This is a genomic window from Streptomyces sp. NPDC101160, from assembly GCF_044768205.1.
In the GTDB taxonomy this organism is placed as follows: Bacteria; Actinomycetota; Actinomycetes; order Streptomycetales; family Streptomycetaceae; genus Streptomyces.
Map to the genome: position 1 here is coordinate 447795 of NZ_JBIWPJ010000004.1, position 19479 is coordinate 467273.

At 71.9% G+C, this 19479-nt stretch carries 10 protein-coding genes; 7 read left to right on the top strand and 3 right to left on the bottom strand.

The annotated features are described in order from the left end of the window. Window positions 1-73: 73 nt before the first annotated feature. Window positions 74-1195 (bottom strand): Ku protein, encoded by a 1122-nt coding sequence (locus tag ACIRSU_RS15080; protein WP_403792120.1) that lies wholly within the window; start codon window positions 1193-1195, stop codon window positions 74-76. Window positions 1196-1237: 42 nt separating this feature from the next. On the opposite strand from ACIRSU_RS15080, the gene ligD reads away from it, so the two are divergent. From ligD to ACIRSU_RS15115, 7 genes are all read left to right on the top strand, one after another. After that, window positions 1238-2134 carry a non-homologous end-joining DNA ligase gene (gene ligD / locus ACIRSU_RS15085; protein ID WP_403792122.1) on the top strand — a complete coding sequence of 299 codons (897 nt, stop codon included), beginning with the start codon at window positions 1238-1240 and terminating at the stop codon, window positions 2132-2134. 139 nt (window positions 2135-2273) lie between these two features. Next, window positions 2274-3266: a DNA ligase gene (locus tag ACIRSU_RS15090; RefSeq protein WP_403792124.1), complete on the top strand. Its 993-nt coding sequence runs from the start codon at window positions 2274-2276 to the stop codon at window positions 3264-3266. Window positions 3267-3700: 434 nt separating this feature from the next. Then, a complete protein-coding gene (locus tag ACIRSU_RS15095; protein WP_403792126.1) occupies window positions 3701-5803 on the top strand; it encodes a PBS lyase in 2103 nt (700 codons plus the stop codon). Between the two features lie 70 nt (window positions 5804-5873). After that, on the top strand, window positions 5874-6647 hold the full coding sequence (locus ACIRSU_RS15100; RefSeq protein ID WP_403792128.1) for a hypothetical protein: 774 nt from the start codon (window positions 5874-5876) through the stop codon (window positions 6645-6647). Then, complete coding sequence (locus ACIRSU_RS15105) at window positions 6644-7924, top strand: ATP-binding protein (protein WP_403792130.1); 1281 nt, start codon at window positions 6644-6646, stop codon at window positions 7922-7924. Before ACIRSU_RS15100 ends, ACIRSU_RS15105 begins: the two co-directional genes overlap by 4 nt. Before the next feature lie 151 nt (window positions 7925-8075). Next, entirely contained in the window at window positions 8076-9482 is a 1407-nt protein-coding gene (locus tag ACIRSU_RS15110; protein ID WP_403792132.1) for an FtsW/RodA/SpoVE family cell cycle protein, read from the top strand. Between the two features lie 13 nt (window positions 9483-9495). After that, window positions 9496-10971, top strand: a complete 1476-nt coding sequence (locus tag ACIRSU_RS15115; protein ID WP_403792134.1) for a penicillin-binding transpeptidase domain-containing protein — start codon at window positions 9496-9498, stop codon at window positions 10969-10971. 80 nt (window positions 10972-11051) lie between these two features. Here ACIRSU_RS15115 and ACIRSU_RS15120 read toward each other — a convergent pair whose 3' ends face one another. After that, complete coding sequence (locus ACIRSU_RS15120) at window positions 11052-11531, bottom strand: hypothetical protein (RefSeq protein WP_403792574.1); 480 nt, start codon at window positions 11529-11531, stop codon at window positions 11052-11054. Then, window positions 11510-19468: a ricin-type beta-trefoil lectin domain protein gene (locus ACIRSU_RS15125; protein WP_403792135.1), complete on the bottom strand. Its 7959-nt coding sequence runs from the start codon at window positions 19466-19468 to the stop codon at window positions 11510-11512. The genes ACIRSU_RS15120 and ACIRSU_RS15125 overlap by 22 nt, the downstream gene beginning before the upstream one ends. Window positions 19469-19479 lie beyond the last annotated feature (11 nt).

A 19479-nucleotide genomic window follows, 5' to 3' on the forward strand; every position in this document is an offset into this window, starting at 1 on the left:
CTTTGCCGTAGGCCGTGAACGGGTGTGTCGGGGGTCACTTCCGGCCACATGGGCGGAACCGGAGGTTCAGGGCTCAGGCAGTCCGCTTGCGCGGGGTCGCCTTCTTCGCGGCCTCCTTCTTCGCAGGCTCCTTCTTCGTGGCCTTGGTGACCTTCGCGGCCTGCTTCTTCGCCGCGCTGGACCCGGTGGCGGCGGACTTGGTGGCGGTGGACTTCGTCGCCGTGGACTTCGCGGCCGTGGACTTCGTCGCGGCCGGCTTCGCCGTCCTCGCCGTGGACTTCCGGGCCGGCGCCGCCGTCTTCTTCGCCGCCGTGCGGGCCGTGGACTTCTTCGCCCCGGTCTCCTTGGGCTCGGCCCGGGACGCCGCCGTCCGCCCCCGCGGCCGGAGCTCGGTGACCTCCGCCGCCGCCTCGCCGCGGGCCTCCTTCGCCGCGCGCACGCTGCTCTCCAGGGCCGCCATCAGGTCGATGACCTTGCCGCCGCCGGCCGCCGCGGGCTCCGCGGGCGCCACGGCCTCGCCGCCCTCCGTCTTGGCCGCGATCATCTCCTCGACGGCCTCGCGGTAGTCGTCGTGCAGGCTGGTGATGTCGACCTCGCCGAGCGTGGCCATCAGGGCGTCCGCCAGGTCGAGTTCGGCCTCCCGCACGGTCACCTGGGTCTCCGGCGCGACGCCCTCCGGGGCGCGGATCTCGTCCGGCCAGAGCAGCCCGTGCATGGCGATCACGTCGTCCACCACCCGCAGCATGCCGAGCCGCTCGCGCCCGCGCAGCGCGTACTTCGCGACCGCCACCTTGTCGCTGCGCTTCAGCGCCTCGCGCAGGAGCGTGTACGGCTTGGCGGCGGGCACACCGTTGGCCGAGAGGTAGTACGCGGCGTCCATCTGGAGCGGGTCGATGTCGCCGGCCGGCACGAAGGCCACGATCTCGATCGTCTTCGCCGTCGGCAGCGGCAGGGCGGCCAGGTCCTCGTCGGTGATCGGGATCATGGTCCCGTCGGCGTCCTCGTACGCCTTGCCGATCTCGGCCTGGGTGACCTCCTCGCCGTCCAGCTCGCACACCTTCTTGTAGCGGATCCGGCCGCCGTCCTCGGTGTGGATCTGCCGGAAGGAGACCGACCGGCTCTCGGTGGCGTTGACCAGCTTGATCGGGATGCTGACCAGACCGAAGGAAATGGCACCGTTCCAGATGGATCGCACGCTTCATCCCCTTCGTCCTGGTAACCGTGGGATTCTCATCGTATGACGCCCATCACAGAGGTGGCGGGACGGCGGATCGCCCTCAGCAACCTGGACAAGGTCCTGCACCCGGCCACCGGCACCACCAAGGGCGAGCTGCTGCACTACTACGCCACTGTCGGGGCCGCGATCCTGCCGCATCTGCGGGACCGGCCGGTCTCCTTCCTGCGCTACCCGGACGGCCCGGACGGCCAGCTCTTCTTCACCAAGAACCCGCCGCCCGGCACACCCGACTGGGTGAACACCGCCCCCGTGCCCCGCTCCGACGCGCCGGGCGCCCGGCAGGTGCTGGTCCAGGACCTGCCGTCGCTGATGTGGGCGGCGAACCTGGTGGTGGAGTTCCACACCCCGCAGTGGCGGGACGGCTCACTCGGCGTCGCGGACCGGCTGGTCCTCGACCTCGACCCGGGGCCGCCCGCGACCGTCGTCGAGTGCTGCCGGGTCGCCCTCCACCTGCGGGAACGGCTCGCGGCCGACGGCATCACGGCGTACGCGAAGACCTCCGGCGCCAAGGGCCTGCACCTCCTCGCGCCCCTGGAGCCGGCCCCGTCCACGCAGGTCTCGGCATACGCGCGGCAGCTCGCCGTCGAGGCGGAGGCCGAGCTGCCCGGGCTCGTCGTGCACAAGATGGCGAAGGTGCTGCGCCCCGGCAAGGTCTTCGTCGACCACAGCCAGAACGCCGCCGCGAAGACCACCGCGACCCCGTACACCCTGCGGGCCCGCCGTCTGCCGGCCGTCTCCGCGCCCGTGACCTGGGAGGAGGTCGAGGAGACCGCCGGCGCCGGTGACCCGGACCGGCTCCTCCTGCTCATGGACGACATCGCGCCCCGCCTGGAGGCATACGGCGGCGACCTGCTCGCCCCGCTCTTCGACCCGTCCGCCGCCGGAGCCCTGCCGTGACCGCGGGACCGGAGCGACGTGGTCCCGCGGCCGCCCGCCGCGACCGGAGCCCTGCCGTGACCGGGCACCGGAGCCCCCGCGCGGCCGGAGACGGCGGCGACGTCGTCCCGCGGCCGCCCGTCGCGAGCGGAGCCCTGCCGTGACCGGGGACGCGGGCGGCGTGGTCCTGCGGCCGCCCGTCGAGGTCATGCGGCCCCGGCCCGCCGACGCGATCCCGCCGCAGGGTTCCGTCCCCGGCGGCCTCCAGTACTCCCTCAAGCTCGACGGCTTCCGCGCGCTCGCCTTCGTGCTCGGCGACGGCCAGGTCTTCCTCCAGTCGCGCAACCGGCGCGACCTCGCCCCCGAGTTCCCGGCCGTCGCCGCGTACCTGGGCGAGCGGCTGCCGGCCGGCGTCGTCCTGGACGGTGAGCTCTGCGCGTACCGCGAGGGCCGGCTCAGTTTCACCGACCTGCTGCGCTCGCACCGGGAGCGCGAGCGGGCCGGCATCCCCGTCTCGTACATCGCCTTCGACCTGCTCGCCCTGCCCGGCCACGACCTGCGCGGCCGGCCGCTGCGCGAGCGCTGGGAGCTGCTCGGCGCGGCCCTCGCCGGCACCGGGCCGCCGCTCCAGCGGGTGCTCGCCACCGACGACGAGGCGACGGCCCGCGAGTGGTTCGGGGCGCTGCGGGAGGCGGGCGTGGAGGGGGTCGTGGCGAAGGCGTGGAACTCGGCCTACCGGCCCGGTCACACCTGGCAGTGGCGGAAGGTCCGGCACGCGGACACCCAGGACGCCCTCCTCGTCGGGGTGTTCGGCCCGCCGGACCGCCCGCACGCCGCCCTGGTCCGCCTCCCCGACGGGCGCACCCTGCGCACCACGCCCCGGCTGACCGGCCCGCAGGCCCGCGAGGTCGCCGAGTGGGCGGCGGGGCGGCTCGAAGCGCCGGTGACGGACCCGGAGCACGGGCCCGTGCGCCCGCTCGCCGATCCGCTGCCCGTGGAACTGCTGCTGATCCGGACCCGCCAGGACGTCGCGCGCTTCGTCCGGGTACGGGACGAGCCGGCGGACGAGCCGGCGGACGCCGCCGCGGACGGACCGGCGGACGGACCGGCGGACGCCGCCGCGGACGGACCGGCGGACGCGGCGCCGGACTGAGCGGCCCGCCCCCCCGAACACCCCCTCCACGCCGGCCCGGCACGTGGCTCCGGCGACGGTGACGACACGCCGACGGCGCCGCCCCAGGCCGACAAGCGTCCACGCGGCTGAATCCCGACTCCCCCTCCGCTCCGCTCCGTTCAGGACAAACTCCCTGTGCGTCCGCCGTGCGCGCCCCGGGAGGCACCCCGGCGCACAAGTGCGCCGGTAGGGCGGGCGCGGAGGGCGGTCCGGATCGGCCTGAGGGGGTGTAAGGGGCGCGGTGGAGCGCCGGGCCGGGGGCCGGCCGGGGTCCCGCGACCGCGCGGACGTGGCGCAAAGCGAACGCCCGGGCGGGGCTTACCGGGCAGGCTCCCGCAGGCGGGGCCTTGTTGTCGGTGCGTTGGTGCACACTTGCGTCCTGGTACAGCGCTCACGGGGAAGGCGGCCTTGGCATGCTGACGGGGATCGAGGAGGTCGACTGGGCCTCGCTGGGTCATGCGTACGGCCCCGCGGACGACGTGCCGGAGCTCCTGCGCGGCCTCGCCTCCGACGACCCCGCCGAGCGCGAGCAGGCCCTCGACGGCATGTACGGGGCGGTGCACCACCAGGGCGACGTGTACGACTCGACGCTCGCCTGCATCCCCTTCCTCCTCGAACTCGTCGCCGACCCCGCGGTCCAGGACCGGGGCGGCATCGTCGAGTTGCTCACCAGCATCGGCGGCATCGAGCTGTCCGACGACGACGAGCTCGACGAACTCGACGAACTCGACCCGGACGACGAGGAGTTCATCCCGGCGGCGAACTACGCGATGGCCGCCGCGGCGATCGCGGCCGGCGCCGACGTCTTCCTCGGCCTGGTCGACGACCCCGATCCCGAGGTGCGGCTCGCGGCGCCCTGCGCGCTCGCGTCCCTGCACCCCGACCCGGCGCACGTGCTTGACCTGCTGCGCGAGCGGCTGACCGTCGAGCGGGACACCGAGGTGCGGCTCGCGCTGGTCGCCGCCGTGGGACGGATCGCGCTGCGGCACGAGTCGCTGCGCGCCGAGACCGTCGACTGGCTGGGCTGGCTGTCGTACGTGGCCCAGGCGCCCGGCCTGCGGCTCGCCGCGCTCGCCCAGCTCGCCCGCTGCGCGCCGGCGGAGATCCCCGCCGACGTGGTGGAGCGGGTCACCACCCTGCTCGACGAGGTGCGCACGGCCCCGCCGGACCGCCCCGTCGAGACCCCGAGGGCCGCCGCCCCGACGCTGATCGGCCAGGTCCGCGAGCTGCTCGAAGAGCACTCGGCGGGCCGCCCCACCCCGTGGACCGAGGAGCTGCTCCGCACCCTGCACACCGCCCTCGACGACCGCGTCGACGACCGCATCGCGCTGATCCTGGCGCAGCTGCGCAGCCCCGACTGGGGGCAGCGGTCGGACGCGGTCTGGCTGTGTGGCGGTCTGATACGAGCCTGGCGCGGGCGGTACGAGGAGGTCGTGCGGCTCGTCGGGGAGCAGCTCGCCGATCCGGAGCCGCGGCTGCGCGAGGCCGCGACCTCCTTCCTGGAGCGGCTCTTCGAGCTCGGCGCGCCCGCCGCCGACGCGCTCGCGGCCCGGCTCACGGCGGGGCCCGTGGGCCCGCTGGGCCTGCCGGGGCCGGGTGCCCGCGCGGGGCGCGGCGGTGCGCTGCTCGCCCTCGCCCGTTCGGGTGATGCCCGCGCGATCCCGCTGCTCGCGCGCGCCCTCGACGAGGAGCGCGAGATGCGGCGCGAGCTGCTGTACGCCGTGGACGCGCTGGGCCCGGCCGCGCAGCCGCTCGCCCCGGTGCTCCGGCGCCGGCTCGCCGAGGTCGAGCTGGACGAGCTGCTGTACGACCGGGCGGCGCCGCTGCTCTTCGCGCTCGGGTCGGTGCGCGGCGCGCAGGCGCTGCCGGAGGTGTTGCGGGTGCTGCGCGAGGCGCCGCCGAACCGGCGGGACCGGGTGCGCGAGGCGTGCCTGCGGACGCTCGCCGCGTTCGGGCCGGTCGCGCGGGAGGCGCTGCCGGACGTGCGGGCGCTGCTCGGCGACGGGTCGGCGGCGGTCTCGACGGTCGCCGCGCAGGCCGTCTGGTCCCTGGACGGCTCCGTGGGCGAGGCCCTCGCCGCGCTCGAGCGCTGGCTGCGTCCCGGCACGACCTGCGCCGAGTGGTGCGCGGCCGCCCAGGCCCTCGGCGCCATCGGCCCGGCGGCGGCGGAGGCGGCCCCCGCGCTCCGGGCCGGCCTGGGCGCGCGCGACCTGTGGGTCCGGGTCCGCTCGGCGGCCGCGCTGTGGCGCGTCTCCGGCGAGGCGCGGACGGTGCTCCCGGTCCTCCTGGCCGCCTGGGAGGAGAACCGGCACGCCCGCGTGGCCGTGGCCGAGTGCCTGGCCGAGATGGGCCCGCTCGCCGCGGACGCCGAGCCCGCGATCCGCGCGGAGCTGTCCCGAAGACGTCGCCACAACGCCCGCGACGACGGCTCGGGCTCCCACGACGTCCACGAGGACGAGAAGCTGATCACCCTGTGCCGCGCGGCCCTGTCGCAGATAGAGCACCCGCTCCGCTAATGGGCAAAAAGGACTTCCCTACGAATAAGGTCTAGGGGAAGACCGACGCCCGAGCCGGAGGGAGCAGGGAGTGAGACAGCGCCGCACCCTGCTTCTGCCCGCCGTCCTCCTCGGCGTGCTCGCCGTCGCCTCCGCCGGGCTCACGGGCTGCGGGCGCCAGGGCGGGCTCAAGAGCGCCGGCCCCTCGCCCGCCGCGATCGGTCCGGTGCGGCTGTGGCCGAGTCTGCCGCCGGCGACGAATCCGCCGTTCGACTACGGCGAGTCCGACACCGAGCGCGTGCCCGGCATCCGGGTCCCCGACAACGACGTGCGCCGGGTCGACCCGGTGGCGGTCGTGCAGGCCGAGGTGCGGGCGCACCCGAGCGACCGCTCGGGGCAGGACGGGCTGTACGAGGAGACCGTCAGGGCGGTGCTCGCCTGCACCACGGACCGGCCGCACTGTCCGGTCCTGACGCCGTACTACCGCGACCTCACGGGCAACGGCCGCGACGAGCTGATCGTCGGCATCCGGATGCCGGAGCAGCAGCTCGGGGTCCGGGTGTACCTCGCCGAGAACGACGGCCTGATCCGGATCATGTCCACGGTCGACCAGGTGATCAGCGTCGACGTGGCGGGCCGGGACCTGATCGTGCGGGCGAGTTCGGCCGGGATCCCGGGCTACGAGTACCGGACCGCCTGGTCCTGGGACGAGCAGCAGCGGGCGATGCTGCCGGCCCGGGACGAGATCGTCCGGATCAAGCCGCCCGACCCGGGTGCCTCGCTGGTGCCGGCGCCGGACTTCGTCAGCCCGAGCCCGTCCCGTACCCCCGCGCCCGTGCCGTCCGCGCCCGAGGTGAGTCAGTGAGAGCGCCCCGGCTGCCCGCCTGGACCGCGACGCTCACCTGGAAGGCGGCGGTCTTCATCACGGTGATGTGCTGCGCGCTGGCCGCGCTGCTCGGCGTCCTGGTCCATGTGTCGGTGGCCGGCCAGACGGTGAAGGACTCGCGGGACAAGGCGCTGGCCCGGCTCGGCGAGGTGAGCCGGCTGTACGAGGCGGGCGAGCCGCTGCCGCGCTTCGCCGGGGTGAACCCGCCGGGGATGCCGGACCGGCTGCGGGACCTGGCGGTGCGGGGCGACCGGGGCACGATGGTGGCCGATTTCGAGGGCCGGCCGACGATGTGGGCGGCCGGCCCGGCGGACGGCCGTGCCCTCGCCGTGCGCATCGACTACACGCAGAGCGCCGCCACCATCGACGGGCTCGACCGTTCGATCCTGGGCTCGTCGCTGCTCGCGATCGGGGCCACGCTGCTGGTCGGCGCGTTCGCGGTCACCCGGATCACCCGGCGGCTGCACGCGACCGCGCAGGTGGCCCGCCGGATCAGCGCGGGCGATCTCGACGCGCGCGTCAACGACCCGCGTACGAAGGACCCTTCGCGCCCGCAGGACGAGGTGGCGACGGTGTCGGGGGCGCTCGACACCATGGCGTCCTCGCTCCAGCGCAAGCTGCAGACCGAGCAGCGGTTCACCGCCGACGTGGCGCACGAGCTGCGCACTCCGCTGACCGGGCTGTCCGCCGCGGCCGAACTGCTGCCCGAGGGGCGGCCGTCGGAGCTGGTGCGGGACCGGGTGCGGGCGATGCGCTCGCTCACCGAGGACCTCCTGGAGATCTCGCGGCTCGACGCCGGCACCGAGCGGGTGGACCTGGCGGTGCACGACCTCGGGCCGCTCGCGGAGCGGGTGGTGCGCGCTTCGGGCACCGACACCGAGGTGCGGGTGGTGCGGGACGCGCGGGTGGAGACGGACCGGCGGCGCCTGGAGCGGGTGCTCGGCAATCTGGTGGCCAACGCGCACCGGCACGGGGCGCCTCCGGTGGTGCTGACCGTGGACGGGCCGGTGGTGACGGTACGGGACCACGGGGCCGGTTTTCCGGCGTACCTCCTGGAGTCGGGGCCGCAGCGCTTCCGCACCGAGAGCGGCGGCAAGGGCCACGGTCTCGGGCTGACCATCGCGGCGGGCCAGGCGGAGGTGATCGGCGCCGGGCTGGTCTTCGGCAACGCGCGCCGGACGGAGGGCGGCGGGGCGGTGGCGCGCCTGACGCTCCCGCTCGCCGACCCGGGTGAGCACGGCGACCCCGAGGGCTGACGCGGAGGACGACGCGGCCGACGCCGACTGACGCCGACGACGCCGCCCACGACTGACCCCGACGCCTGACCCCGACGCCTGACTCCGACGCCTGACGGCTCACCGTCACACAAAAGGGACATAAGGCTTACTGCTTGCTACGTTGCGGACCATGACCGCACCGCCGCCGACCGACTCCAGGGACGCCAGGGCCCCCGGGGACGCACCCCCGCCCGGGGTGCGCATCCCCAAGCGGCGCGGTGTGGAGCTGTCCCTGCTGGTCGGCGCGGTGCTGCTGTCCGTGCTGGGTTACGCCGAGGTCGGTCTGGCCCGCAGCGGCGCCGTGCCGCCGGACGCCGCGCGGTACGGCGCCGGGCTCGGCGCCCTCGCGCTCGTCGCGCACCTCGCGGTGCGCTGGCGCGCCCCGTACGCCGATCCGCTCCTGCTGCCGATCGCCGTGCTGCTCAACGGACTCGGCCTGGCCCTGATCTACCGGCTGGACCTGGAAACGCCCGGCGACATCGCCGCGCCGACCCAGCTGGTGTGGTCGACGCTCGGCGTGGGCCTGTTCATCGCGGTGGTCGTGCTGGTCCGGGACCACCGGCTGCTCCAGCGGTACGCCTACCTCTCCGTCGCCGGCGCGCTCGCCCTGATGATCCTGCCGATCTTCTTCCCGGCGGTGAACGGGGCCAAGATCTGGATCCGGATCGGCGGACTCTCCTTCCAGCCGGGCGAGTTCGCGAAGATCCTGCTCGCGGTCTTCTTCGCCGCCTATCTCGCCGCCAACCGGCACGCGCTCGCGTACACCGGCCGCACGGTGTGGAAGCTCCAGTTCCCCACCGGCCGGGTGCTCGGCCCGATCGTGGCGATCTGGGGCCTGAGCGTCTGCGTGCTCGTCCTGGAGCGGGACCTCGGCACCTCGCTGCTGTTCTTCGGCCTCTTCGTGATCATGCTGTACGTGGCGACCGGGCGCACCGGCTGGATCGCGGTCGGGCTGCTGCTCGCCGCCGCCGGGGCGTTCCTGGTGGGCTCGCTGGAACCGCATGTGCACAGCCGGGTGCAGGACTGGCTGGACCCGTTCGCCTCGATCCGGGCGGGCAAGGGGCCCGGGCAGCTCGCGCAGTCGCTCTTCGCCTTCGCCGCCGGCGGGATGCTCGGCGCGGGCCTGGGCCTCGGCCACTCGGTGCTCATCGGCTTCGCCGCCAAGTCCGACTTCATCCTCGCCACCGTCGGCGAGGAGCTGGGTCTGGTGGGCCTGACCGCCGTCTTCCTGCTGTACGCGCTGCTCGTCGCCCGCGGCTACCGCGCCGGACTCGCGCTGCGCGACCCCTTCGGGCGGCTGCTCGCGATCGGTCTCGCCTCGATCCTCGCGCTCCAGGTCTTCGTCATCGCCGGCGGGGTGATGGGCCTGATCCCGCTCACCGGCATGGCGATGCCGTTCCTCGCCCAGGGCGGCTCCTCGGTCGTCACCAACTGGGTCATCATCGCGCTGCTCGTCCGGGTCTCCGACTCGGCGCGTGCCCCGCGCCCCGACATGGCCGACACCGGGGTCATCGCCCCGATCACGGACGACTCGTAGTGAAGGAGACCAGGTGATCCGGTACATCCGACGGGCCGCCGTGCTCTGTCTCGCGCTGCTCGTGGCACTGCTCGTGAACGCGGCCCGGGTGATGGTCGTCGAGGCCGACTCGTACGACGACAACCCGGCGAACCGGCGGATCGCCATCACCCGCTGGGGCCAGCCGCGCGGCGAGATCGTGGTGGACGGCCGCCCGGTCACCGGCTCCCGGGACAGCGGCCAGCAGCTGCGCTACGAACGCACGTACACCCAGGGGCCGTTGTACGCGCCGGTGACCGGCTACGCCTCCCAGACGTACGGCACCACCCTCCTGGAGAGCGCCGAGGACAGCCTGCTCTCGGGCACCGATCCGCTGCTCGCGCCGTTCCCGCTGTGGAACGACCTGAGCCGGGACCGGCGGCCCGGCGGCGACGTCGTCACCACCATCCGGGCCGGGATGCAGCAGGCCGCCTTCCGCGGCCTGGACGGCAAGCGGGGCGCGGTGGTGGCGGTCGAGCCGTCGAGCGGCCGGATCCTCGCCCTGGTCTCCTCGCCCTCGTACGACCCGGGCGTGCTCTCCGGTACGGGCAGCGCGGTCGCCGCCGCGTGGCGGCGGCTCAACTCCTCGCCGAACCAGCCGATGCTGGCCCGGGCGATCCGGCAGACCTATCCGCCGGGCTCCACCTTCAAGATCGTGACCGCGGCGGCGGCCCTGGACGCGGGCGTGGTCACCGACGTCGACGCGCCGACCGTGACGCCCGACCCCTTCGTGCTGCCGGGCACCCGCCAGGTGCTGCCCAACGAGGCCACCGGCTGCGAGAACGCGTCCCTCGCGTACGCGATCCAGTGGTCCTGCAACACGGTGATGGCGGGGCTCGGGGTGAAGGTCGGGCGCGCCGGGATGGTCGACGCGGTGCGCGGCTTCGGCTTCGACGACACCGGCCTGCGCATCCCGTCCTGGGTGGCGAAGTCCAACTTCGACACCGACATGAGCGACGACCAGCTGGCACTGTCGTCGATCGGCCAGTTCGACACGGCGGCCACCCCGCTCCAGATGGCCCTGGTCGCCTCGGCCGTCGCCAACAACGGCGAGATCGCCCAGCCCCACCTGGTCGAGCGCACCACGACCTCCGGCGGCACGACGGTCTCGACCACCGGCCGCCGCAGCTACCGCCGGGCGATGTCCCCGGCCACCGCGACCCGGCTGCGCGAGCTGATGGTCCGCGCGGTCGAGGACGGCACCGGCACCAACGGGGCCATCCCCGGCGCCCTGGTCGGCGGCAAGACGGGCACGGCCCAGCACGGCCTGGGCAACGCGGGCACCCCGTACGCCTGGTTCATCGCCTGGGCCCAGGCAGCGGACTCGGCCCAGCCGGCGGTGGCGGTCGCGGTGGTCGTGGAGGACGCGGAGGCGAACCGCACGGACATCAGCGGGGGCGGGAGCGCGGCGCCGATCGCGCGGGCGGTGATGGAGGAGGGGCTGCGACTGGAGGCGGAGGCGCGGAGATGAGGCCGCTGTTGCCGCCAAACGCCCGGAGGCCCTGCCGAACCAAAGTTCGACAGGGCCTCCGGCCTGTTGCGTTTCGGCAACTAGTCCGACGGAATCGTCGCTACCGTCACCTGCCCGTCCATCAGGCACTCGATGAGCACCGAACCACCCAGCGGGTGGATCCAGAAGTGCGGCCCGGCGTCCAGGATGTCCCGCGCATGTCGTACCGCGACATCCGCGGGCATGGTCACGGTCGGCATCAGGTAGTTGCCCCAGATGACGGCGATCCGCTCCCCGCGTTGCACGTACGGGGAAAGCAGCTCCGCCGCCATCCTCGTCCAGTGCTCCTCGTCGTCCCACCAGAGGCGGTCCTCGTACGGAACGGCTTCGAAGTCGATCGAGTCGCCGGCCCTGGCCGGAAACCTGCTCAGACTCGCTGCCGTCAGTACGCGGTTTTCGGCGAGGTCCAACTTCACGACCTGGCGGCCGTCGTCATCGCGGGGGTCGTTCATGAAGCCCGGAAGGTATTCCGGACGACTCCCGTAGGAACTGGTTCCGGTCATACGTTCTTCTTCAGCCATGTCGAAATGCTCCCACCGGGGAACCGAATCGCCCACTTGCGAACCGACGCACCCTTGCCCGTCATCACGTTGATGTGCGGGCCGATCTTGTCGTCGGTGTCCAGACGGAACGACCTGTATTCGCCACCGCTGGTCGCGGTGAAGCCGGTATCCCTGCCGAAGGTGTCGACCGCGGACTCCATGGTGCCCTGCCGGCGCGTCCACGAACCGGTGTCGATGGGTCCCACGATGTCCAGGCCCATGTTCCTGGCCTGCTCGAACGAGTCCGTGTCCACGACGACCTCGCTGCGGGGCTTCTCCGGGTCGCAGTTGCACAGATCGGAGTGCCCCTCAACCTTCGGGCCGCCCGTGCCACAGTTGTGGACGAGCAGCGACGACGCACCCGCCACCACGTAGTACGTGTGGACGTCGGACACGGTGAGGTTGTGAACCGTGGCGCCCTGGCTGGTCCAGCGCAGGATCTTGGTGATCTGGACCTGGGTACCGGAGGCGGTCCGGAGCCATTCACCGGCCTTGAGGTCGGTGGCGTCGATCCACTTGTGGAGCGCGGCGACCCAGAAGGGGTGGCCGTCGGTCGCGGTGACCTGGGCCGTCTTGGAGCCGGCCTTGCCGTCGGTGTCGATCGTGACCGTGACCAGATGCTTGAGGCCCTGGCCCTTGATCTCGGCGGTGACCGTCTCGACGCGGGTCTCGCCGCTCTTCGGGTCGGTCGTGACGACCTTGTCGCCGGCCTTGACCTTCTCGATCGGCTTGGTAGAGCCGTCCGCCATCAGCACCTTCGTGCCTGGCACGAAGCTGTTTCCGATCGGGCAGGAGCCGCCTTCGGCCTTTCCGGAGCCGTGGCCGCCGCTCGAACCGCCATGGCTGCGCTCGGCGCCGCCGGCCTTGCCCTCGGTCTTCCCTCCGTGACCGCCGCCACCGGAGCCGGCGTGCGCGGAGGACTTGGGCGCGGCCTTGGCCTGGGCCGCCTTGTGGACCGGGTTACCGGTCTTCTTGGCCCGTTCGGCGGCTCGGTCGGCCGCTCTCTTGGCCTCCTCGGCGGCCTTCTTCTTCGCTCTCTGGATGGCCTCCCGTTTGGCCTTCTCGATGGCCAGCTTCTTGGCCCGTAGCGCCGCTGTCTCGGCCGCCTTGGCCGCCTTGAGGACGATTTCCGCGGCGCGCTTGGCCACCTTGAAGGCCTTGATGGCCTCGATGGTGCGGTCGACGGCCTTCATCACGGCCGGGATCTTGCCGAGCTTGCCCCACGGAATGGCGTCGATGATGACGCTGGCGCAGGACCACATGTCACCGCCGAAGCAGGCGATGGCGTCGTTGATGCCGATGAAGTCCTTGAGCGTCTCCCAGGCCACGGCAAGGATCACCGAGGTCAGGGACTTGCCCTGCATCGACTGTGCCTGCGCGACCTCGGCGGCCGACAGACCGGCGCCCGCGAGGGCCGCGGCCCGCTCGGATGCCGTGAGGGCGATGGACAGACCCGAAGGGTCGTCGAACGTCATCGGGTTGTTGTTCGCGTACGCGTACCCGTTCGACTGCATCGGGTCGTTCACGTCGAGCAGCGGGTCGGCGGACAGGAAGCGGCCCACGGCCGGGTCGTAGAGCCGGGCGCCCAGCGGCTGGTAGCCGGACGAGTCGTCCCGCTCCTTGCCGAGGAATCCCTTGTGGCTCTGCAGGTTGCCGGCGAAGGTGCCGCGCTCGTTTCCGAACGGGTCCTGCTTGCGGACGCGCACCGACATGCCGCCGTAGAGGGCGACCTCCGTGTACGCGCTGCCTTGCGGATCCGCTGTCTGGGCGACCAGGGTCTCGGAACCGGTGCCGTAGGAGTAGCGCATGACCGCGCCGCCCGGCGCGGGGTAGGTGCGCTGGGTGTTGACCAGGACACCGCCCTGCTGGAGCGTGACCTCGGCCTCGTCCAGGTACAGGGTGGCCTGCTTGCCCTTGATGGTGAGCAGCCGCGTGCCGTCGGGGCCGTAGATGTGACGGGTGTCGTTCTGCGGCGACCACAGCTGCGCGGCGGAGGCCGCGTCACAGGTCGCGAGCACGATCGCGGTGCCGTTCGCGGTGGCCCCGCCCTGCGCCGCGAGGCACAGGTTGGAGTCCCTGTGGGTCAGCTGGCCGGCGGTGTTGCGGAGCAGCTCCTGCTTGGACGAACCGTCGCACTTCTGGATCTGCACCGCGGAGCCGACCGTGTTCGCGGTCGGCTGGAGGCACCAGTCACCGGAGACCGAGAGCGTGCCTCGGTTGGCGTCGGGCTGCGGAACCGTAGCCGTGGCCGGGGTCGGCGTGAACTTGAAGTTCTGCGGCGACGACGCGTTGCACGCGTACAGCTGGATCGGCTGCGAGGCCGCGGCGAGGCCGGACTTGAGGTCCAGGCACTTCTGCGCCGGACCCACGTACGGGGTCTTGCCGCCGGTGCCCGCACCGGTGATCCGGTCGACCTGGCCGTCGTAGGTCCAGGTCAGGTCCTGCTTGTCGCCGTTGTCGACCGAGGTGACCGTCTTGGTCTCGCCGGTGAGTTCGTACAGCCGCGTGGCCGCGGCGGCGACGTCGGCGCCCGCGGGGGTCTTGTACTTCTTGGTGACCTTGGTCAGCGTGTGGGGCTGGTCCTTGCTGGTGCCCTTTCCGTACTCGTACGAGGTGACGGCGTTCCTTGTGGTGTCACCGCTGAGGTTGTTCTCCGTCAGCTTGGTGCGGTTGCCGAGCAGGTCGTACTCGTACTCCTGCCAGTAGCCGGAGTTGTCCGTGCCCGTGGCGACCCGGAGCGAGCCGGTCGCGTCCCTGTTGAACGAGCCGTCCGGGTTCCTCGGGTTGACACAGTTCGACTGGTCGTTGGAGGTCCAGGCCGACTTCAGCTGACCCATCGGGTCGTAGACGAAGCACTGGCGCTCCGCGATCCCGGTGGACTTCTCCTGGATCGAGGTGACGTTGCCCGCCGGGTCGTAGGTGTACGCCCGGTTGGAGACGAGGTTGCCGCCGACGACGCTCTTGTCGGTCGCGGGGTCGGTGGCGCCCTTCTCGCGGTAGACCTGCTGGTCCTTCAGCTCACCGCTGGACTCGTCGTAGTTGTTCTGCGTCCACACCCGGTAGGGCTGGGCTCCCAGGGTGGAGCGCAGCACCTGGCCGAACGGGTCGTACACGGTCTCGGAGCCGTACCAGTCCTTGCCGGAGATGGAGAGCGGCTTGCCGTCCTTGTTGTAGCGGACGACGAGCTTCTCCGAGGCGAAGTTGCCGACCGCGGGAAGGGTCGTGTCCTCAAGCGCGCCCGTGTCCGAGTACGAGTAGCCGTAGGTGTAGGTCTTCTTGAGTCCCCACGTGTTGACCATGGAGTCGGGCAGCGTCAGCGTGGTCGAGGTCGGCTGGTAGTCCTTGGTGTAGCCGTCGACCGACTGCGTGTACGCCTCGCCGTCCGTGTAGCGGACGGCGGTGGCGGGCATGCCCTTGCCGCCCGGGGCGGTGTCGTACGTGAACGAGGACAGCAGCTTGCCGGCCGCGTCGTTCTCGTGGATCTCCTTCGGCCGCGACAGCTCGTCGTAGCTGTTCCAGACCTTGACGCCGCGGGCGTTGGTGGTCGTCAGGACCCGGCCGCGGTCGTCGTACGCCGTGGTGGTCGTACCCGCGTCAGGGTCGGTTACGGTCTCCATCTGGCCGGCGTGGTTGTACGTCCAGCTCCACGGATGCGCCTTGTCGGCCGACTGCGTCGCCTTCGCCATGCGGCCGTGCTTGTCGTACTCGTAGGCCGTCGAGGTGTAGCGCTCACCCCTGACGTCGGGCGCGGCATCCGGATTGAAGGTGTCCGTGCGGACCGTGCGGCCGAGGGCGTCGGTGTAGACCCGGTAGGAGGAGGCCCCCTGCGGGTTGATGACCTTCGACCAGTCCTCGCCGTACTCGTACTTGGTGGCCCGGTCCTCGAACGCCTTGGAGTAGTCCTTGCCGTCGGCGGGGTCGACCCACTTCATCCACGGCGTCTCCTGCGTGACGCGGCCGAGGCCGTCGTAGGAGTAGCGCGTGATGTTGGGGATCTGGAGGTCGGAGACCGGGGTGAAGAGCTGGCCCGGCGTGGCCTCCTGGGTGAGGTAGGCGTTGTTGGTCTGGTAGACCTCACCGGTCCCGTCGTAGAGGGTGTCGGTGATCAGCCAGCCGGCGTCGTTGTCGGCCTCCTCCTGCGTCTGCCGCTCACGGCCGAGGCCGTCGTAGAGGGTGACCGACTGCTCGATCCGGTCCTCGTAGCCACGGGCGTAGGTGGTGACGTACGGAGGCTTGCGGATCTTGACGTTGGGGTCGTTCGGGTCGGTCTCCTCCGGAGGGACCGAGTAGACGGCGCGGAAGTCCGGCACCGAGTTCGGCGACGGGGTGCGGCCCGGGGCCCACGCCTCGGCGAGGCGACCCAGCGGGTCGTACACGGCCTCGCTGATGAGGTTGTTGGGGTCGGTCGTCTTCAGCGTGGTCGAGCGGCCCGGCTCCAGCTCCTGGATCTGGGTGTGCCCGAGCACGTTGGTCGTGGTGACCTTGAAGATCTGGCCGGTGGCCGGTCCGATGGAGTCGTAGGCGATCGTGGACGACTTCGGCGTCTGCTGCTTCAGCTGGTCGGGGTCGGTCTGCTTGACCACCCGGCCGACCGCGTCGAAGCCCGTGGTGCCGTTGGTGTTCCAGCCGGTGCCCTTGTCGTTGAGCGACCAGGACTCGGTGGCCAGGCCCCGGGTGTCGGAGCCGAGAGCGGTGCCGTAGGCCGTGCCGTCGTACGCGGTGCGGCTGCCGCCGCTGAGCGTCGTCAGGTCGGACCAGTTGGCGTTGGCGCACAGCGTCGGCGAGACCAGCACCTCCTTGGACAGACCGATGAGGTTCTTGTCGGTCCGGTTCAGGTAGGTGGACTTGGTGCAGGACTCGTCACCGCTCTTGCCGGTGTCGCCCTCCGACTCGACTTGGGTCGGGTACCCGTAGGTCGGGTCGTACGTGGTGGTCGTCCGCACCTGGCGCACGGTGCGCGGGTCGTCCGTGTTCGTGCCCGACGACTTGCTGTACGCGATCTCCGTCGGCTCCGTGACCCGCCACGACCGCAGCGGGCTCAGGCCGTCGTCGCGGTTGCGCCTGGCGAGCTCGGTGGCCTCCGGGACGGTGATGGAGCGGGAGAGCCAGTCGCTGTCGGCCTTGGAGGAGTCCAGGTACGTGAGCTCCTCGGCGATCCGGCCGGCGAACGGCTCCTCGTCCTTGGCGATCTCGGAGCCGGTGATGTCCTTGACGGACACGTCACTGCCGAGGCCGCGGAAGAAGCGGGTGACGGCCTTGGACTGCCTCAGCTCGGGGTGCTCGGCGCTGGGCGCCTCGCCGGTGAGGACCGTGGTCTGCTCGAAGCCCGCGAACTGCGAGTAGGTGCGCGTGGACTTCTTGGTGAACTCGGCCTCGGCGAGCTTCCACGCCGGGTTCTTGTACACGTACTGCGTCTGCATCGGCATGGCGCCGTCGACGTTCGGCGACTCCTCGATGGAGTCGACGACGTACTTGTGGAACCAGTCGATGTCCTCGACCTCGGGGTCGGGGTTCCAGAACACCGGGTAGCAGAGCCGGTTGTTGGCCTTCAGCGCCGCCGTGTCCGTCTTGGCGGGCAGGTTGCCGGTGGCGCAGTCGTTGGTCTGGCCGGTCGGGTCGTCTGCCTTCGGCTGCTTGTAGGTGACGAAGGTCTCGCCGCCGTACTCGTTGACGACGTGCCCGATGCGCAGCCGGGAGAAGCCGGGCCGGGAGGGGTGGACCGCCTTGACGCGGTTCGGCATGTCCTCGACGTTGGGCTCGAACCGGACCGGGTTCATGGTGACGCTGGCGTCGGTCGAGCCGTTGCGGGCGTAGCCGGTGCGCTGGACGGACTCCAGCCAGAGGGCGGTGTTGGGGCCGGTCCTCAGCTGCGCGAAGCTCTGCTTGAGCTGGTACTCGTCGACGACCTGGCGGGCGCTGGTGTCGGTGCGCCGCTGGGCCGAGGTCGTGATCTTGTCGAGGCGCTTACGGGTCCAGAAGGACGGGCCCGCGTTCCAGCACTTCTTCTTGGCCTCGCAGCGCAGGTCGGCCGGGGTGTCGAACCAGGGCCGGTACTTGCCCGGGTCCTTGGAGTTGAAGTTGTCGTCGATGCACGTGACCGAGCCGACGGTGTAGCAGCGCTCGGCGACGGTGAAGCCGACGCGGGCCGGGGCGGTCGCCGTGAAGATGTTGTTGTTGCGCTGGCCGTAGTAGATGTGGTCGAGCCAGCCGTCCCGGTCGTAGACGACCGGGTCCTTGAAGTTGAAGTTCGGCGCGTAGTAGTTCTGGTCCTTCTTCCACCACAGCGACATGGCGTTGCCGTGGACGTCCTCGACGTAGTCGAGGCCCCAGCGCCAGCCCTGCGTGCAGTAGGAGTTGGTCCAGTCGGTGGTCGTCGGACCCTTGTAGCAGGGCTCGTCGCTGTGGTTGCCGTAGACGCGGACGGTGAGCACCGAGTCGGTGGTCGGGTCGTCCGGGTCGGTGCCGTGATCGCTCCAGCCGGGCAGCTTGTTCTTGCCGAAGTAGTACTTCGTGCCGTCCTTGGTGGTGACGACCCAGTACTCGCCGTCCTTGGCGCCGTTGGCGGTGGCCGGGTCCTTGATCTGCTCGACCTTGGAGCCGTCGCCGTTGGCGGTGAACCACTGGCCGACAGGCTTGCCGTTGGCGTCGTTCGGGCCCTTGGTGGCGTCCCAGACCAGCTCGGTGGTCATGCCGCCGAGCGAGAGGGTGGCGTTGTTCGAACCCCAGCACAGGTCCGCGGTGCGGTGCGTGGAGTTGTTCGAACCGGCCTTCTTGGAGTCCTGGCGGCAGTTGGCGTACGTACGGGTGATGGAACCCGCGTTGTAGTCCCAGCCGTCGCCGATCCAGGAGGCCTGGTTGTTCGACGAGGAGGTCCGGCCGTCCACGGTCTGCGACGAGTAGGCCAGGCTGACCTTCGGCATCAGGCCGCCGGCGGTCTCCGGGACCTGGATGTCGTAGTTGTACGTGAAGGCGCCGGAGGAGGAGCCCGCCGACCAGGAGCCGGAGGACAGCAGCGGCGAGGCCGTGAAGTCACCGGAGACGGAGCTGCCGGTGTCCAGCATGCCGAGGGCGTTGCCGCCGTTCGCGGCCACCGCGGGCTGGACGCCGTCCTGGTAGGACGCCTTGGTCGCCGTCTTGTCCGCCGTCGACGAGGCGAAGCCCGCGTCGAGGAGGGCGGAGACCGGAACGGTGCCGGTGACGATCTTGTGGACCTTGGCGTTCTTCGGCTCGGGGGCCTTGGTGGGCGCGTCCTTGGCGGCCACCGTCGTCACCGAGCTGCGCAGCCGCTGGAAGTGCTGCTTGCCGTTCTTGACGTCCTTGTCGCCGTCGGCGAGGGACATCGGGGCGGTGCCGCCGCCGTCCGCGCAGTCGCCGGTGGTCGGCGAGGAGTACACGCAGTCGGGCAGCAGCATCAGACCGAAGCGGTCGGCGGCCTGCGGCCCGTAGAGGTCGGCGAAGCCGGTGGTGTCGACGCTGATCGCCACCTCGGCGTTCGGGTCGATGCCGGCCGGCGGGGTGACCTTCATGACCACGCCGGCGGCGCCCGCGTCCACCGAGGTGGTCTGCGGGGCGACACCCACGGTCCAGTTGCCGGCGAGCGCGTTCGGGTCGCCGCCCTCGGGCACGCCGATGGCGACCGGGGTGGTACCGACCGGCTTGGTGGTGCCGGGGGCGTCGGTCGACTGGATGGTGACCGGGAGACCGGCCTGAGCCGTGGAGTTCCACGCGGCGGTGGACGCGGGGACGTACGGGTCGATCGGCGTCTGCGGCGCCAGGTCGAGCGTCGTCGAGGCGCCGGCGTCGCCGTCGGTCTCGGAGCTCGGCGGGATGTCCGGGAGGTCGACCTTCGCGATGTCTTCCGTGCGGTTCATGCCCGGGCCGGGCGCGGCGAGCGCCTCACCGCCCAGGCTCGTCACGGTCAGTGTCG